Here is a 14,834-nt window from a genome sequence, read left to right as displayed (position 1 = left end):
GAGAAAAAGGAAAGTGGGACTGTGGAGAAAAGTTAAACACTTACTACTGGGTATTTTTTGACCATAAGTGAAGTGTTGAGCGAATGAATTGAGATATACTGCGAGGTGTTCTGAAATAAAAAAGCACCTTCGAAAGAAGATGCTTTAACACAGAAGTAAACAAGTAGTTACTGATTAGAAGAAGGAGCGTCGAAGTTGCCACTGTGAATAGCTTCAACGTCTATACTGTCAAAGCGGTATTCTGCATGGCAGTACTGACAGTTCATTTTGATCGCGCCTTCTTCAGCAATAATCGCGTGAAGTTCAGACTTCTCTACATGACGAAGCGCTTCTGCGCTGCGTTCCTTCGAGCATGAGCAGGCAAAGGTTACGTCTTTAGCTGGATACACTTCCACATCTTCTTGGTGATAAAGACGATACAAAATGTCCTCAATAGGCAAAGAGAACATCTCTTCTTTGGTCAGTGTTTCGGTAATTTTTGAGATGTGAGCAAATTCATTGGCCTGCGACACGTCAGTTGCGCTTGCATCGGTCGGTAGAACCTGAAGCAATACACCCGACGCTTTCGCATTTTTAGGGTCGCTCATGTCTGTCATCAGATGAACGCTGGTTGCAAGCTGCTCTGACTGAGCAAAGTAGCCCTCAATACATTCAGCAAGAGAAGGTTTATCCAAGGCTACTACGCCCTGATAACGCTCACCTTCATCTGGTGTAATAGTGATCACTAGCACCGCTTGAGACAAAAGCTCCGAAAAAGCATCTGGCAGCGTATCCAACGTTTCATCCCAGCGCGCTACTCCGCGTAATGTTTGCTCATGCGTGGCGTTTAATACCGCGTAACTGACCGGGCCCTTGCTTTGAATTTGAAGTGAAATCTCACCTTTAAACTTTAGCGTTGCCGTTAACAAAGACGTCGCCGCTGCCATCTCGCTAAGCAAGGTTTGAATTTGCACTGGGTATTCATAACTGTGAACTATATTTTTTAGGCTTTCATCAAGACGCACTAACTCGCCTCGAACATTAGCTTGGGTAAATAGGAAGCGGTGTAATTTATCGAAATCGCTCATAAATGATCCTGTTGAGCAGCAAACTATTGCTGCTTAAATTTAATAATCTGTCGTCGCTGCTTTTTATCAGGTCTATGATCTGGCTTAGGGCTATGAAAAGCGCTCAATTTTCGTGCAGCCTGGTTTTCTTCACGTTTTGTTACACTTTCAGCCGTTTCTTCGAAAAGAGCTTGTGCCAATGGCGCACTCAAGCGCTTGTCGCTTAAGCCTAGCACCTTTATTTCGCGAATATCCCATCCCGCGGGAACTTTAATCATGGATCCAAGCTCTACATGTTTACCAGGTTTGGCCCGTTGCCCGTTGTACTGGACTTTTCCCGATTGCACCATGTCTCTCGCAATGGCGCGCGTCTTAAAAAACCTTGCAGCCCATAGCCACTTGTCCAGCCTAACATTTTGTGGTGTATTGTTACTTTCCGATTGGCTCATGTAATAATTTCGTAATGGTGCGGCTTTAGTGTTTGACCCTCACCTTTACTAGGCTATTATGGGTTTGCTAAAGCGCGGTTAACCAAAAATTCACTATATTATAATAAAGCAGTACCATTAGTGGCAGCATGACATTCAATAAACCCAATCCACAATCTCTGGTTGTTTATCTAAGCCAGCATCAAAAACAGCTACATACCATAGTAGTGGTTCTGCTTAGCCTGTATTTAATTGCATTTGCTGCCAAACTTGTGTGGCGAATTATACCTGAACCTCAACTATCTGCGACACCCACAGTAAGCCGAGCTCCGGTTATTTCATCGTCATCAGGCAAAAGTGGGGTCAACATAGCGAAAATACAACAGCTGAATTTATTTGGTAATGCTGCGGCCAAACCTGCTGAACCGGTCGCCGAGGTTACCGACGCACCAGAAACGCGCTTGAATTTAACATTAACGGGTGTGGTAGCAAGTTCAGAGCAAGAGGCTGGTACGGCGATTATTGAAAATCGCGGCAGCCAAGCGGTTTATGGTTTGGGTGAAAAAATTGAAGGCACCAATGCCACGTTGCAAAAGGTGTATAACGATCGCGTCATTATTAAAAACGGGGTAAGAAACGAAACCCTGATGCTAGACGGCATTGACTACGATGAAGCTAATCGTCGCCGTGAAATGCAGGCAAGAAATCGCCCTGAGCCAGAAGAGTTAGAAGAAGACACCGTTGAACTTAGCGAAGAAGCATTAGAGGCAACTGCGGCACTTCGTGAGCGGCCAGCTAGCTTTACAGATTTTATTTCGATATCGCCGAAAACTGAGGAAGGCCAACTTATAGGTTATCAAGTTAGCCCTGGGAAAGAGCCTGAGTTATTCAAATCGGCCGGGCTTCAGGCTGGCGATGTTATTACACAAATTAACGGGCTAGACCTTACCGACTTGCAACAATCGCAAGAGGCGCTGTCTGAGCTACGCAATGCACAAAATATAGAATTAACGATTATTCGAGATGGCAGTTTAACCACGCTCTACTTAGATTTACCCGAGGCGTAACAACAACTAAAACGGTAACGGCTCGCTTTTTACTAGTAAGCGTTTGTGTAGAGGTCAGCACGTAACTGACAAGCAATTCAGCCATCGACATGTTAGGAAATGAAGGAAGTTAGAATGAAAAGGCGCACTAGCCATAAACTATTATCTCGCTTAGGCACAGCTATGTGTACGGCGCTTCTGTGTTTCTCGGTGACTGCCGCTGAATACATGCCTAATTTCAAAGATACTGACATCAATGAATTCATTAATATTGTCGGTAAAAACCTTGAGCGAACCATTATTGTCGACCCTAACGTACGCGGCAAAATTAGCGTGCGCAGTTACGACATGCTTAATGAAGATCAGTATTATCAATTTTTCCTAAATGTACTCCAAGTTTACGACTTTGCTGTGGTTGAAATGCCTAGCGGTATTTTGAAAGTTGTACGCTCTAAAGACGCGAAAACCTCAAATATTCCAGTAGTGGAAGGCGCACAACAAGACGGTGATGAGTTTATTACCCGCGTAGTACCAGTATATAACGTGCCAGTGCGTGAGCTTGCGCCTATTTTGCGACAGCTTAATGACCAAGCAGGTGGCGGTAACGTGGTAAGTCACGACCCATCAAACGTTATGATGTTGACAGGCCGTGCGGCGGTAGTGAACCGTCTTGTGGAAATCATTGAACGCGTAGACCGCGCCGGCGATGAAGAAGTCGAAATCGTAAAGCTTCGTTATGCCTCAGCATCTGAAATGGTGCGAATTATCGAAAGCATTAATAAGTCTCAAGGCAAAGCGAATACGGGTGCAAAGTCTGAGCCTCGCGTAGTAGCTGACGATAGAACTAACTCGGTTATCGTAAGTGGCGACGTTAAAGCCCGCCAGCGCCTTATAAACCTTATTCAGCGCATGGATCAGGAACTTGAGTCTAACGGCAACACACGCGTACTGTTTCTTAATTACGCAAAGGCAGAAGACTTAGTTAAAGTTCTTCAAGGTGTATCAGCCAGTATCCAAGCAGAAGAGCAAGGCAGCGGCACCACGACACGCCGAGCGAGTTCAAACCGCGAAATCAGCATTGATGCGCATGAAGATTCTAACGCCATCGTTATAACTGCAGAGCCAGACATGATGCGCTCGCTAGAAGAAGTGGTGCGTCAACTGGATATTCGCCGTGCACAGGTACAAGTTGAAGCCATTATCGTTGAAGTTTTTGAAGGCGACGGCAACACATTAGGTGTGCAATGGGTGTCAGAAGAGGGCGGTGGTACACAGTTCAATAATGGTGTTATAGGCGTCGGCTCATTAGCTGTGGCACTACGACAGGCCGAAGATAGAGAGACCACGCAAACCAACATCACTGCCAACGGTGAAGTGGTAGAAACAACGGATACGATTGAAGGCGACTTCACTGCTCTTGCAAGCTTACTTGGCGGTGCAAACGGCCTGATTGCTGGCGTGATCGAAAATGGCTGGGGCGCAGTGGTACAGGCGGTAAGCACTGATACCAATTCAAATATTCTTGCCACACCTCACCTAACCACCATGGACAATGAAGAAGCCTTTTTCATTGTAGGTCAGGAAGTACCGATTATTACCGGTACTACAACAGGCGCGAACAACTCTAACCCGTTCCAAACAGTCGACCGTCAAGAAGTGGGGATCAAACTTAAAGTAACGCCGCAAATTAACGAAGGCGATGCAGTTCAATTACTTATTGAACAAGAAGTATCGAGCGTAAGCGGTGCAACTTCGGTTGATATTTCAATTAACAAACGTGAAATTAAAACCACAGTAATCGTTGATGATGGCGGTACTATCGTACTAGGTGGATTGATTGATGAGGACGTACAAGAAAGTGTGTCTAAAGTGCCACTTTTAGGCGATATCCCTATTCTTGGTCACCTTTTCAAAACTACGTCGACCAGCAAACGTAAGCGCAATCTAATGGTATTTTTGAAGCCAACGATTGTGCGCGATGGCGCTACGATGAATTCAATCAGTCACCGTAAATACAACTATATTCGTGCGCTACAGCTGAAGCGTCAGCAAGAAGGCGTGTCTCTAATGCCATCGGCTGAAACGCCAAGTATGCCTGAGTGGAACAATGCACTAGAACTACCACCTTCATTTGAAGAATATCTTCTAGAGAAAGAGAAACAAAAAGAAGGTAACGAGTAGTATGGCGGATGAACAACTTACTCAAGCACTAGAGGCGCAAGAAGAAGCCCTAGAAGCCATGGGTGAAGAGGCCGGTTTACCTGAAGAAGAGGCTGGCCCTAAGCAGTTATCGTTTAGTTTTGCAAAGCGCAACCAAGTGTTGCTTGAAACCAACGAAACGCCTGCAGTTCTGTATTTTACAGAAAATACGCCATTTGACGTGTTCGCCGAAGTTAGGCGCTTTTATGGGGAACCGTTTGTACCTAAAACTATCCCTGCTGACGAGTTTGAAAACTTACTGACTAGCGCGTTTCAGCGCGATAGTTCTGCAGCTAAACAACTAATGGAAGACCTTGGCAACGAAAGCGATTTATTCGCTCTTGCCGAAGACTTGCCTGACACTGAAGACTTATTAGACAGTGAAGATGATGCGCCTATTATCAAGCTTATCAACGCTATGTTGGGCGAAGCGATTAAGGAAGGCGCGTCGGATATTCACATAGAAACTTTTGAAAACCAGCTTGTCGTTCGCTTTCGCGTAGACGGTGTATTGCGCGAAATTTTGCGTCCTAATCGCAAACTTTCATCCATGTTGGTTTCGCGTATCAAGGTAATGGCGAAATTAGACATCGCCGAAAAGCGTGTGCCTCAGGATGGTCGTATTACGCTTCGTATCGCCGGTCGCGCTGTTGATGTGCGTGTTTCTACCATGCCTTCGAGTCACGGTGAGCGCGTAGTTCTGCGTTTACTTGATAAAAACAATGCTCGCCTGAATCTAGAAGATTTGGGCATGACGCTTCAAAACCGAAACCATTTTTCTTCTCTTATCAGAAAGCCTCACGGCATTATTTTGGTTACAGGTCCAACAGGTTCTGGTAAAAGTACCACGCTGTACGCCGGGTTGACTGAAATAAACTCGCGAGACAGAAACATATTAACGGTTGAAGATCCTATCGAGTTTGATCTGCCAGGTATCGGACAAACACAGGTTAACCCTCGTGTGGATATGACCTTTGCCCGCGGGCTTCGCGCTATTTTGCGTCAAGATCCTGATGTAGTCATGGTGGGTGAGATCCGCGATATCGAAACCGCACAAATTGCCGTTCAAGCCAGTTTAACCGGTCACTTGGTACTGTCTACACTACATACCAATACTGCAGCAGGTGCCATTACTCGTCTAGAAGACATGGGTATTGAGCCATTTTTGCTGTCTTCGAGCTTATTGGCCGTATTGTCACAGCGACTGGTACGTACCCTGTGCTCAGATTGTAAAAAGCCCCATACGCCAGACGCTTCTGAGCTTGAAGTACTAGGGCAGAGCGCAACGAGCGACACCACTATCTATAAGCCGCACGGCTGCGCAGCGTGTAATCAAACTGGTTATCGTGGCCGTACCGGCATTCACGAGCTGTTGTTAGTTGATGAAAAAGTACGTGAAATGATGCACGAAGGTGTAGGCGAACAAGCCATTGAGCGTTATATCAGAACCTCGACCCCAAGCATCCGTGAAGACGGCTGCAGCAAGGTGCTAGCCGGAGAAACATCTCTTGAAGAAGTGCTTCGAGTAACGAGGGAAGACTAAATGGCGGCATTCGCTTATAAAGCGGTTAATGCCCGCGGTAAAAATACAAATGGGGTGCTTGAAGGCGATAACGCACGTCAGGTACGCCAACAGCTGCGTGAAAAAGGTTTAATTCCGTTAGAAGTAGAGCAAGTTGCAGAGCGCTCTCAAAGCGAAGGCAAAGGGCTTTCTTTTTCACTGTTTAAGCCACGTATTTCAGCATCGGATTTAGCGCTTCTTACACGCCAAATGGCAACGCTTGTAGAATCAGCACTTCCTGTTGAAGAAGCACTACTTGCCGTCGCCGAACAGTGTGAAAAACCCCGCCAGAAGAACATGATGATGGCGGTACGCAGTAAAGTGGTTGAAGGTCACGGCCTTGCAGACGCGCTTGCACAATTTCCTAGTGTGTTTGACGAACTATACCGCGCGATGGTCGCGGCAGGGGAAAAGTCAGGTCACCTTGATACCGTGCTTAACCGACTGGCCGACTACACAGAGCGCAGGCAACAAACCCGCAGCCAAATTACTCAAGCGATGATTTACCCATCGTTAATGCTGTTCTTTGCAATGGGTATCGTATTACTGCTGTTAACCGTAGTGGTGCCAAAAATTGTTGGCCAGTTTGACCATATGGGGCAAGACCTGCCGGGCATAACACAGTTTCTTATTTCCGTAAGTACATGGCTTCAGAACTACGGTTTATTTATGCTAATTGGCATAGGCGTACTTATTGTTATTATCCAGCGAGTGCTACAGCAAAAACACATGAAGCTGCGCTATCACAGAGCACTTTTAACCCTACCTTTAATAGGCAAAGTGTCTAGAGGCTTAAATACAGCTCGCTTTGCTCGTACCTTAAGTATATTGAGTGCCAGCGCAGTGCCGCTACTTGAAGCTATGCGTATTTCAGGCGATGTACTGGAAAACCAGCATATTAAAAATCAAGTGGCCGATGCGGCGGTCAACGTTAAAGAAGGCTCCAGCTTGCGCGCTGCGCTAGATAACACGAAAATGTTTCCGCCAATGATGATGCACATGATTGCATCAGGTGAAAAGTCTGGCGAGCTACAGCAAATGCTAGCTCGCGCAGCAGATAATCAAGATAGGGAATTCGAAGCGCTTATTGGTGTCTCACTTAAGGTATTTGAACCCTTACTTATTGTATCGATGGCAGGCATTGTCCTGTTTATCGTTATGGCAATATTGCAACCAATTTTAGCATTGAACAACATGGTGAATATTTAATGAAAACACTTAATCGCAGTTCTGGTTTCAGTTTGATTGAAGTCATGGTCGTACTTCTAATCATCGGTATTATGGCCTCGATGGTTGCACCACAAATTTTGGGTAATCAAGAGGAAGCGCAGCTTAAAAAGGCCGCGGTAGACATCCAGCAAATGGAAAGTGCGCTTGAGATGTACAAGTTGCGTAACAACCGCTTCCCAACGACTGAACAAGGTCTGGACGCGCTAGTGACAGCGCCGACTATCGACCCGATCCCACGCAACTATCCAGAAGGCGGCTTTATTAAGCGTCTACCTGAAGACCCATGGGGCAACCCATATGCGCTAATTAGCCCGGGAGAGCTTGGCGTGGTGGATATCTTCTCTAATGGCCCAGACGGTGAGCCGGGTACTGATGATGACATCGGTAACTGGAACATCAACGAATACTTGAACTAACCTATATGCGCTACCGCGGCAGTACATCGGCTTATAAAGCAGGCTTTACCTTATTAGAAGTCATGCTAGTACTGCTGCTTATGGGCTTGGCGGCGGGTTACGTTATGTTTAACGCCTTCGGCGCAAGTAAGTCAGACCTATTAAAAACCCAAGCCCAACGCTTACAGGTCATTATTGATATGGCCAGCGACTTCGCGGTATTAAATCAACAACAGCTGGGTGTACGTTTTGAAGCCGACAAAAACGAATACTACTTCGTTTACTTAGACGACGATGATGAGTGGCAGCGTATTGAAGGGGAAAAAACCTACGAGCCCTACACGTTACCCGAACCTTTTTCCTTCACGTTAAATTTAGACGACCTACCGTGGGACGTGGAAGATAGACTCTTTGACAGAGACTTGTTCGACGAAAACCTCAGTGTTTCTGACGAAGGGGTAGAAATAGGTAACGAAGAAGAGAAAAAGCTGCCTCCACCACAAGTGCTGATTATGTCGAGCGGTGATATCACGCCCTTTACCGTATCGTTTAACTATGAAGGCGATGAAGGCGACGACCCTGTCTATTTCAGCCTTCAAAACCAAGACTTACCGCCTTTAGTGCTTGAAGGGCCCCTGGAGCGCCCACTATGAAAGCGCCTACTATAAGCACAGCCACGGTGAGTATATCCAAAACAAGCGGCGCCTCTAACAAACCCCATAACCAACGTGGTTTAACCCTACTTGAAGTTATGGTGGCCCTGCTTATATTTGCGTTAACAGGCACAGCGGTACTTAAAGCCGCTGGCGAGCATTTATCTAGCGTTGGACAAATAGAGTCGATTACCTTTGCCAACTGGGTGGCAAGCAACCGCTTAAACCAGCTTCAGCTAGATACTACCTGGCCGCCCAAAAACAATCTAAAAGGCACCATGGAGATGGCTGACCGCACCTGGTACTGGCAACAAACCGTCGCAAAGACCAACGATAACGACTTACGTGCCGTTACCGTTTCGGTAGGCGAAGACGAAAGCTACGAAAGCTCAGTGACATCGGTTACCACTTTTGTGGCTAAGCCAACGGCGGGGAACTAGTATGCAGCGCGGATTTACGCTTATAGAAATACTGATTGCCATGGCCATATTTACCCTTATCGGGCTGGCATCAACTGGCTTGCTTACCACCGTTATCGACAGCAATGATATTTCTGAAGAGCGTTTTGCTAAGCTCCAATTACTACAGCGGGCCATGATAACCATTGAACGAGATCTTCAACAAGCAGTGCCTCGCGCTTCTCGTGTAAACGGTGAAAAGCAAGATGTGGTAATGGCAGGTGGAGAAACCGACGACAGCGATGATGATGGTATTGGTTTTGTGCGAGGTGGTTGGCACAATCCTCAGTTAATGCTGCCAAGAAGTACTTTGCAGTTTGTTGCCTACCGGCTTCAGGAGAACAAGCTTGAGCGTCTTTACAGTAATTACGTGGATAATGTTATTGGTTACGAACCTAAAGTACGGGTACTGCTAGACGACGTAGAAAGTTTAAAAATTGAGTTTCTCGCCACCTCGAATGACAGTTCGTTAGATGAAGACGAGGATATCTCGTGGAGTGAAAACTACAAAGGTACGGCACTACCGCGGGCAGTCGCGATAGAATTCGTAAGTAAAGACTTTGGCAAAATTAGAAGGGAGTTTACCTTAACTACGGGTGAATCGTCATAATGCCAAACACAGAAACACACCTTTTAAAAAATCATAAGCGCAATAGAACAGCGACATGTACGCACCTACTGTCTAGCCCACCAGCTAAACAAAGGGGTGTAGCGCTGATGATTGTTCTAATGATTGTGGCATTGGTGGCCGTATTGGCTACAGAAATGGGTACGCGATTACAGCTACAAGTACAGCGCACTATGAATTTAAAAGACAATAATCAGGCTTACTGGTACGCCATGGGTGCCGAAGCTTTTGCGCGCAAGTCAATTCAGTCCCTGATAGAAGAAAGCCCTGAGGTTATTTCTGTTGACCAACCTTGGGCACAAGAATTTAGCTATCCGTTAGAAAACGGTGGCTTAACGGCTAATTTGGAAGACCTTCAAGCTTGCTTTAATCTTAATGCGATAACATCGGGTAGTGCTTCGAATAACGCAAACAGCGCGTCAAGCAATACCACAGAAGCTATGGAAGCCTTTCACACCATGCTGCTATCGCTAAACGTTGATGGGTTAGACAACTTTACCGCCGATACGCTGCGTGACAGCTTAGCAGATTGGGTAGATGAAGATGACAGCATGCGCCCCTATGGCGCGGAAGACAGCGAGTATGAGTCAAGAGAGTTTCCATACCTTGCGGCCAACGGACCACTGGCATCAAAAAGTGAATTGCGTATTATTAACGGAGTATCACCAGCGTGGCTAGACGATTTAATGCCTTTAGTTTGCGTGATCCCAGATTACAGTGAATTGAAAATAAACGTTAACACGTTAGAAGAAGAAGATGCACCACTGTTAGCAGGCCTAACGGGGCTTGATATTCAGCAAGCTGCGAGTTTACTCAGCAGCCGCCCGCAAAATGGGTGGGATGATAAGAATGCATTTTTAAATGAGCCGTCTATTCAAGCGCTTAACCTAACAAGCTCTCGACAAGATTGGTTTGCAGTTAAAACTGAATATTTTATGTTGCATACAAAAACACAATACAACAAAGCAACCTTTAAGCTTTCCACCGTGTTTCGTGCAAGCGCCGATAGTGGCGTAAGCATTGTGAATCGCGAGTTTGGGGGAACCTATTAATGGAACAATTATTGGTGCGTTTAGGCGCCAACTATACCGACCCGATAAGCTGGCTCGTTTATTCAAAATCTGAAGACGAGATCATTGCTTCTGGTGAACTACCTAGTGCAGAAGACTTATCTACGCTCACTGAGCGCGCTGGTCAGCGAAGCGTTATCGCTCTAGCACCTAGCAGTGAGATACTGCTTAAATGGGTAGAGCTACCGCCTAAAGCTGGGCGTAAAATTATCTCTGCAATTCCATTTATGCTAGAAGACGAATTGGCTACCGACATTAGCCAGCAGTTTTTTGCCATTGGCCCTAAGCGCGGTGATAAACAAGCTGTCGCTGTGGTTAGCCATGAAAAAATGGAGCAGTGGAAAGCTTGGCTAAGCGAAGCAGAGTTATTCTGCGACACCATTATTCCTGATGTACTCGCGGTTCCAGTAACAGAAAACGGCTGGTCGGTACTGACCTTAGGTGAGCAACTATTGGTTCGCCAGGACGAGTTTAAAGGGGTACAAGGCGAACAAACCTGGCTGCTTCCTACATTAGTACACTTCACTGCGCAGCAAGAAGCACCTGTGACCATTACGAATTACGCAGGTATTGATTTAAGCAGTCTGCCGAATATTGAAGAAGCACAGGCCCCACTTGAATTGCCTATGCAAGTCTTGGCCAAAGAAGCCATGCAAAGTAGCTTTAATTTGTGCCAAGGCGAGTACAAGATTAAACGTAAGCGCAGCGGTGTGCTAAATCAGTGGCGTGTAGCCGCTGTACTCGCTGTACTTGCACTGTGTACCAGCTTAATAGATAAAGGCGTTACTCTTTATCAGCTAAAGTCGCAAAACCAAACGCTTAGCAGTGAAATAAGTAGCGCAGTTAAAGCTGGGTTTCCAAACATTGGTACCTATCGCAACGTGCGATTAAAGCTGCAAAGCGAGCTTGCCAAGCTAGAGCAGGGCGGTGGTGATGCATCCATGCTTATTATGTTAGATCAGCTAGCACCGGCTTTTTCAGCCACCGACGTTAAGCCGCAAACATTGCGATTCGACGCTACCCGCACAGAAATTCGAATTCAGGCGCAAGGCAAAAACTTTGAAGCCTTAGAGCAGTTTAAACGCAGCGCTGAAAACGCGGGTTTTGTGGTTGAACAGGGGGCAATCAATAATCGTGACAATGGCGTTGTGGGTACGGTGTCAGTAAGGAGTACGTTGTGAACGCGCTTTTAGAAAAATACAAAGCCCTCACTGAACGGGAACAAAAATTAGTGCTCATTTCTGCTGTGATGATAGTGATAGCACTGTTTTATTTTGCAGTATGGTCGCCGCTCAACGCTGCGCTAGACAAACAAAAACAACTGCTTGATAACCAGCAGTCACTTCTAGTTTGGGTAAAAGACAGTGGTGCACGCGCTCAGCAGTTACGTCGTAGCACGGGCAACAAACGGGCGTTTTCGGGGTCGTTACCGCAAGCGGTGAACCGAACAACTGCCCAACATGATATTGCTATTTCCCGTATGCAGCCTCAAGGTGATGAACTGCAAGTATGGGTAGACCAAGCGCCATTTAATGCGGTGCTAGAATGGCTTAAAGCCATGGAAAACATGGGCGTAGTTATTCTACAAGCTGATATGGCTGAAGCAGATGCGCCGGGCTATATCAAAATTCGCCGACTACAGTTAGGTAAAGCATGAAGTCGAAAGTTAGTTGGATCATAGGCGGAATTTTTGCCTTCCTATTGTTTGCTATTGCTTATATGCCAGCAGTGCAGGTTATTGGCCGTATGACACTGCCGAATAATGTCTCTGTAAGCGGAGTAAGTGGCACCTTATTTTCTGGTAAAGCACAGACCCTAGTGGTTAACGGCTTGCCGGTTAACAACCTAAAGTGGGAACTCAGCCCACTCCACATGTTATTGGGCAAAGTTAAGCTAGACCTCAAAGCAGGTAATATTCGCGATAAAAACGACATCGCGTTTGAAGGGCCTGTCACCACAGGGCTTTTCAGCCAAGATACAATTAATACCGAGAACTTTACGCTGTACCTACCTGTAGATAGAGTACTTGCACAAGTTCGCCTACCCTTACCTGTTAATGCAGGCGGACGCTTCAAAGTCTCGTTAAATGACCTAACATTTGGCCCAGCGTGTGAGTCGCTAGATGGCACAGGAGATTGGTTAAACGCGACGGTTGCGGGAACTCAAGGGCCCATTGATTTCGGTACTTACTCAGCGAAACTTCGTTGCGAAGGGAAAGACATTGGCATCATGGTGAGCGAGCCTAACTTGTTAAGCTTATCTATGGACGCGGTCATTCCCACCAACATGAAAAATATCCGCGTTAGCGGTAAGTTTAAACCCGACGAAAGCTTGCCCAACGAAGTACATCAAGCGGCTCGCTTATTTGGTACACCTAATAGCAGCGGGTATATCCCGATAAAGCTTTAACCTGCGAAGCAGAATTACTAATACAGAGCGTGCCCTGATTTTTTAAATCAGGGCACTAGGAAACACACTCAACAAAGGATTGTACAATGAACAAACCACTTTTAGCTGGCGCTGGTGTTACTTTAGTTGCGCTTGGTATTGCCCCTTATTTTATCGGCTCTAGCGTTGAAGATAATATTAACGCAGCGATAAACGAAATTAACGAACAGGCTGTGTATTCAGCCGAAATCCTTTCATACGACAAAGGCTGGTTCTCAACAAAAGCAGAAGTCAAACTTGCTATCGACTTTCAAGCGCTTTTTAATGCGCAAAATGTCGATGCTGCAGAAATGCCTTTAGACGAAAACCCCAACATCACCGCTACTTTGGTTGCGCATCACGGTCCTGTGTACTTTGGTGACGGCGTTGGATTAGGTCGCGTTCATTACACGGTGTTTGTTGATGGCGATAAATTGAGAGAGTATGTTCAATGGGATGCGCAACAGCCTATTTATCACAATGAAGGGGTAGTTGGTTTATTTGGCGACCTAAGCTATGAAGATGTAATTCCCGCCCTTAGCGCAACCGATGAAGAAGAAGGCTTTACCCTACTATTTTCTGGCTATACAGGTAAAGCTAAGCCAGATGGGGGGCAAACCTTGTATACATCTTCGGGTGAATCGCTAAGCATCAACGCCGATGAGTTTTCGATGAAAATGGCTAACTTATCTATGGATGTAGCCTATGACGGCAGCATGATGGAAGCTTTCAAGGGTGAGTTATTTGAGTCTAAAGTAGAAGCGCTCATCGAAACCATGGAAGTATCTGGCCTTGAAGCGGGCGCTACGGTGCAGCTAGAAAATATTGCGCTGATTACAGACACTAACATTGATGATGACAACAATACCGCCAATGTGTACGTAGAATACGCCATTGATAGTGTCAAGGGGCCAGAACTTGAAGCCTCTGATATGGTGTTAGGTGTTGCCCTAAACAACTTAGACGTAGACTTCATCAAGGCTTATCAGGATTTTAGCAACACGTCTTTAATGGTCCCTTCTGAAGAAGTACCCGCTAAAATGATGGAGTTTATCGAAGCTAACCTACTGCCTCAGCTTAAAGCCGAGCCCGAACTTAACATCACCACGCTTAAAGCGACGTTGCCTGAAGGCTCGTTTACTGCCCATGCAAATACTAAGCTAGTAGGCATTGATGCGCTGCCCGGTACCATGGAAGATGTGGCTTATTGGATAACTCATCTCATGGCCGATGCACAAATAGTCGCTGACAAGGCTTTTGCGCAAAGCGTAGCGTCTGGTTATATGATGGGTCAATTAATGGCAACACCACAAGCGCAAAACATGTCAGCAGAAGAACTCGAAGCCGCAGTAGAGCAGCAAACACCAATGATGTTAAGCACCTTTGCTCAGCAAGGCTTGATAAAAGAAACCGAAAAGGGTTACGAGACAAAACTGGAGCTTAAAGACGGCAAAGCCAGCGTTAACGGCACGCCTATTCCGCTGCCTTTTGCACCTCAGTAACAAGTAGAACAGTATTTTAAATACCCGAAAAGCAAAGTACGGTTAAAATCGCGGTTAATAGTACGGTTAACACAAAGCGCTATTTGCGCTGAGCGTTGACTGACTTAGTTTGAATTAAACATGCCCAAATTAAAAATGCAGAGCCCAAACGCTCTGCATTTTTTTGATAACCCCATTCAACTCAGCTTTAA

General features: G+C 46.0%; 15 protein-coding genes. 13 read left to right on the top strand and 2 right to left on the bottom strand.

Annotated elements, in window-relative coordinates; translation table 11 throughout:
• Positions 1-167: 167 nt before the first annotated feature.
• The gene (gene hslO, locus ACYX4M_RS07765; RefSeq protein ID WP_476082543.1) at positions 168-1,067 is read right to left on the bottom strand and encodes an Hsp33 family molecular chaperone HslO; all 900 of its coding nucleotides are present in this window, start codon (positions 1,065-1,067) and stop codon (positions 168-170) included.
• A gap of 23 nt (positions 1,068-1,090) precedes the next feature.
• On the bottom strand, positions 1,091-1,495 hold the full coding sequence (hslR, locus tag ACYX4M_RS07760; protein WP_476082542.1) for a ribosome-associated heat shock protein Hsp15: 405 nt from the start codon (positions 1,493-1,495) through the stop codon (positions 1,091-1,093).
• 128 nt (positions 1,496-1,623) lie between these two features.
• Here hslR and gspC point away from each other — a divergent pair, with 128 nt between their 5' ends.
• The 13 genes from gspC (at position 1,624) to ACYX4M_RS07695 (ending at position 14,643) form a co-directional block, all read left to right on the top strand.
• Positions 1,624-2,541 (top strand): type II secretion system protein GspC, encoded by a 918-nt coding sequence (gene gspC, locus ACYX4M_RS07755; RefSeq protein WP_476082541.1) that lies wholly within the window; start codon positions 1,624-1,626, stop codon positions 2,539-2,541.
• A 114-nt stretch (positions 2,542-2,655) separates the two neighbouring features.
• Positions 2,656-4,701 (top strand): type II secretion system secretin GspD, encoded by a 2,046-nt coding sequence (gspD, locus tag ACYX4M_RS07750; RefSeq protein WP_476082540.1) that lies wholly within the window; start codon positions 2,656-2,658, stop codon positions 4,699-4,701.
• A gap of 1 nt (position 4,702) precedes the next feature.
• Positions 4,703-6,262: a type II secretion system ATPase GspE gene (gene gspE, locus ACYX4M_RS07745; RefSeq protein ID WP_474829101.1), complete on the top strand. Its 1,560-nt coding sequence runs from the start codon at positions 4,703-4,705 to the stop codon at positions 6,260-6,262.
• The gene (gspF, locus tag ACYX4M_RS07740) at positions 6,263-7,489 is read left to right on the top strand and encodes a type II secretion system inner membrane protein GspF (protein WP_474829099.1); all 1,227 of its coding nucleotides are present in this window, start codon (positions 6,263-6,265) and stop codon (positions 7,487-7,489) included. It abuts the gene before it with no gap.
• Entirely contained in the window at positions 7,489-7,926 is a 438-nt protein-coding gene (gene gspG, locus ACYX4M_RS07735; RefSeq protein WP_012520130.1) for a type II secretion system major pseudopilin GspG, read from the top strand. The genes gspF and gspG overlap by 1 nt, the downstream gene beginning before the upstream one ends.
• Before the next feature lie 5 nt (positions 7,927-7,931).
• Positions 7,932-8,558, top strand: coding sequence for a type II secretion system minor pseudopilin GspH (gene gspH / locus ACYX4M_RS07730; RefSeq protein WP_476082539.1), 627 nt, complete (start codon positions 7,932-7,934; stop codon positions 8,556-8,558).
• On the top strand, positions 8,555-8,998 hold the full coding sequence (gene gspI / locus ACYX4M_RS07725) for a type II secretion system minor pseudopilin GspI (RefSeq protein WP_476082538.1): 444 nt from the start codon (positions 8,555-8,557) through the stop codon (positions 8,996-8,998). The genes gspH and gspI overlap by 4 nt, the downstream gene beginning before the upstream one ends.
• 1 nt (position 8,999) lies before the next feature.
• Positions 9,000-9,626: a type II secretion system minor pseudopilin GspJ gene (gene gspJ, locus ACYX4M_RS07720; RefSeq protein ID WP_476082537.1), complete on the top strand. Its 627-nt coding sequence runs from the start codon at positions 9,000-9,002 to the stop codon at positions 9,624-9,626.
• Between the two features lie 68 nt (positions 9,627-9,694).
• Positions 9,695-10,696: a type II secretion system minor pseudopilin GspK gene (gene gspK, locus ACYX4M_RS07715; protein WP_476082857.1), complete on the top strand. Its 1,002-nt coding sequence runs from the start codon at positions 9,695-9,697 to the stop codon at positions 10,694-10,696.
• Entirely contained in the window at positions 10,696-11,895 is a 1,200-nt protein-coding gene (gspL, locus tag ACYX4M_RS07710) for a type II secretion system protein GspL (RefSeq protein WP_476082536.1), read from the top strand. Before gspK ends, gspL begins: the two co-directional genes overlap by 1 nt.
• A complete protein-coding gene (gspM, locus tag ACYX4M_RS07705) occupies positions 11,892-12,371 on the top strand; it encodes a type II secretion system protein GspM (RefSeq protein ID WP_476082535.1) in 480 nt (159 codons plus the stop codon). The genes gspL and gspM overlap by 4 nt, the downstream gene beginning before the upstream one ends.
• The gene (locus ACYX4M_RS07700; protein ID WP_476082534.1) at positions 12,368-13,123 is read left to right on the top strand and encodes a type II secretion system protein N; all 756 of its coding nucleotides are present in this window, start codon (positions 12,368-12,370) and stop codon (positions 13,121-13,123) included. The genes gspM and ACYX4M_RS07700 overlap by 4 nt, the downstream gene beginning before the upstream one ends.
• 86 nt (positions 13,124-13,209) lie before the next feature.
• Positions 13,210-14,643, top strand: a complete 1,434-nt coding sequence (locus tag ACYX4M_RS07695) for a YdgA family protein (RefSeq protein ID WP_476082533.1) — start codon at positions 13,210-13,212, stop codon at positions 14,641-14,643.
• Positions 14,644-14,834: the final 191 nt, after the last annotated feature.

The organism is Alteromonas sp. ABV4_150 (genome assembly GCF_056311745.1).
This window is presented reverse-complemented; position numbering and strand designations above follow the sequence as displayed.

Excerpts from the sequence above, each read along its gene's own strand:
- gspC (WP_476082541.1), top strand. The coding sequence starts at position 1,624 with ATGACATTCAATAAACCCAATCCACAATCTCTGGTTGTTTATCTAAGC.
- gspG (WP_012520130.1), top strand. The coding sequence starts at position 7,489 with ATGAAAACACTTAATCGCAGTTCTGGTTTCAGTTTGATTGAAGTCATG.
- gspI (WP_476082538.1), top strand. The coding sequence starts at position 8,555 with ATGAAAGCGCCTACTATAAGCACAGCCACGGTGAGTATATCCAAAACA.
- ACYX4M_RS07700 (WP_476082534.1), top strand. The coding sequence starts at position 12,368 with ATGAAGTCGAAAGTTAGTTGGATCATAGGCGGAATTTTTGCCTTCCTA.
- hslO (WP_476082543.1), bottom strand. The coding sequence starts at position 1,067 with ATGAGCGATTTCGATAAATTACACCGCTTCCTATTTACCCAAGCTAAT.
- ACYX4M_RS07695 (WP_476082533.1), top strand. The coding sequence starts at position 13,210 with ATGAACAAACCACTTTTAGCTGGCGCTGGTGTTACTTTAGTTGCGCTT.
- gspF (WP_474829099.1), top strand. The coding sequence starts at position 6,263 with ATGGCGGCATTCGCTTATAAAGCGGTTAATGCCCGCGGTAAAAATACA.
- gspE (WP_474829101.1), top strand. The coding sequence starts at position 4,703 with ATGGCGGATGAACAACTTACTCAAGCACTAGAGGCGCAAGAAGAAGCC.
- gspD (WP_476082540.1), top strand. The coding sequence starts at position 2,656 with ATGAAAAGGCGCACTAGCCATAAACTATTATCTCGCTTAGGCACAGCT.
- gspL (WP_476082536.1), top strand. The coding sequence starts at position 10,696 with ATGGAACAATTATTGGTGCGTTTAGGCGCCAACTATACCGACCCGATA.
- gspH (WP_476082539.1), top strand. The coding sequence starts at position 7,932 with ATGCGCTACCGCGGCAGTACATCGGCTTATAAAGCAGGCTTTACCTTA.
- gspJ (WP_476082537.1), top strand. The coding sequence starts at position 9,000 with ATGCAGCGCGGATTTACGCTTATAGAAATACTGATTGCCATGGCCATA.
- hslR (WP_476082542.1), bottom strand. The coding sequence starts at position 1,495 with ATGAGCCAATCGGAAAGTAACAATACACCACAAAATGTTAGGCTGGAC.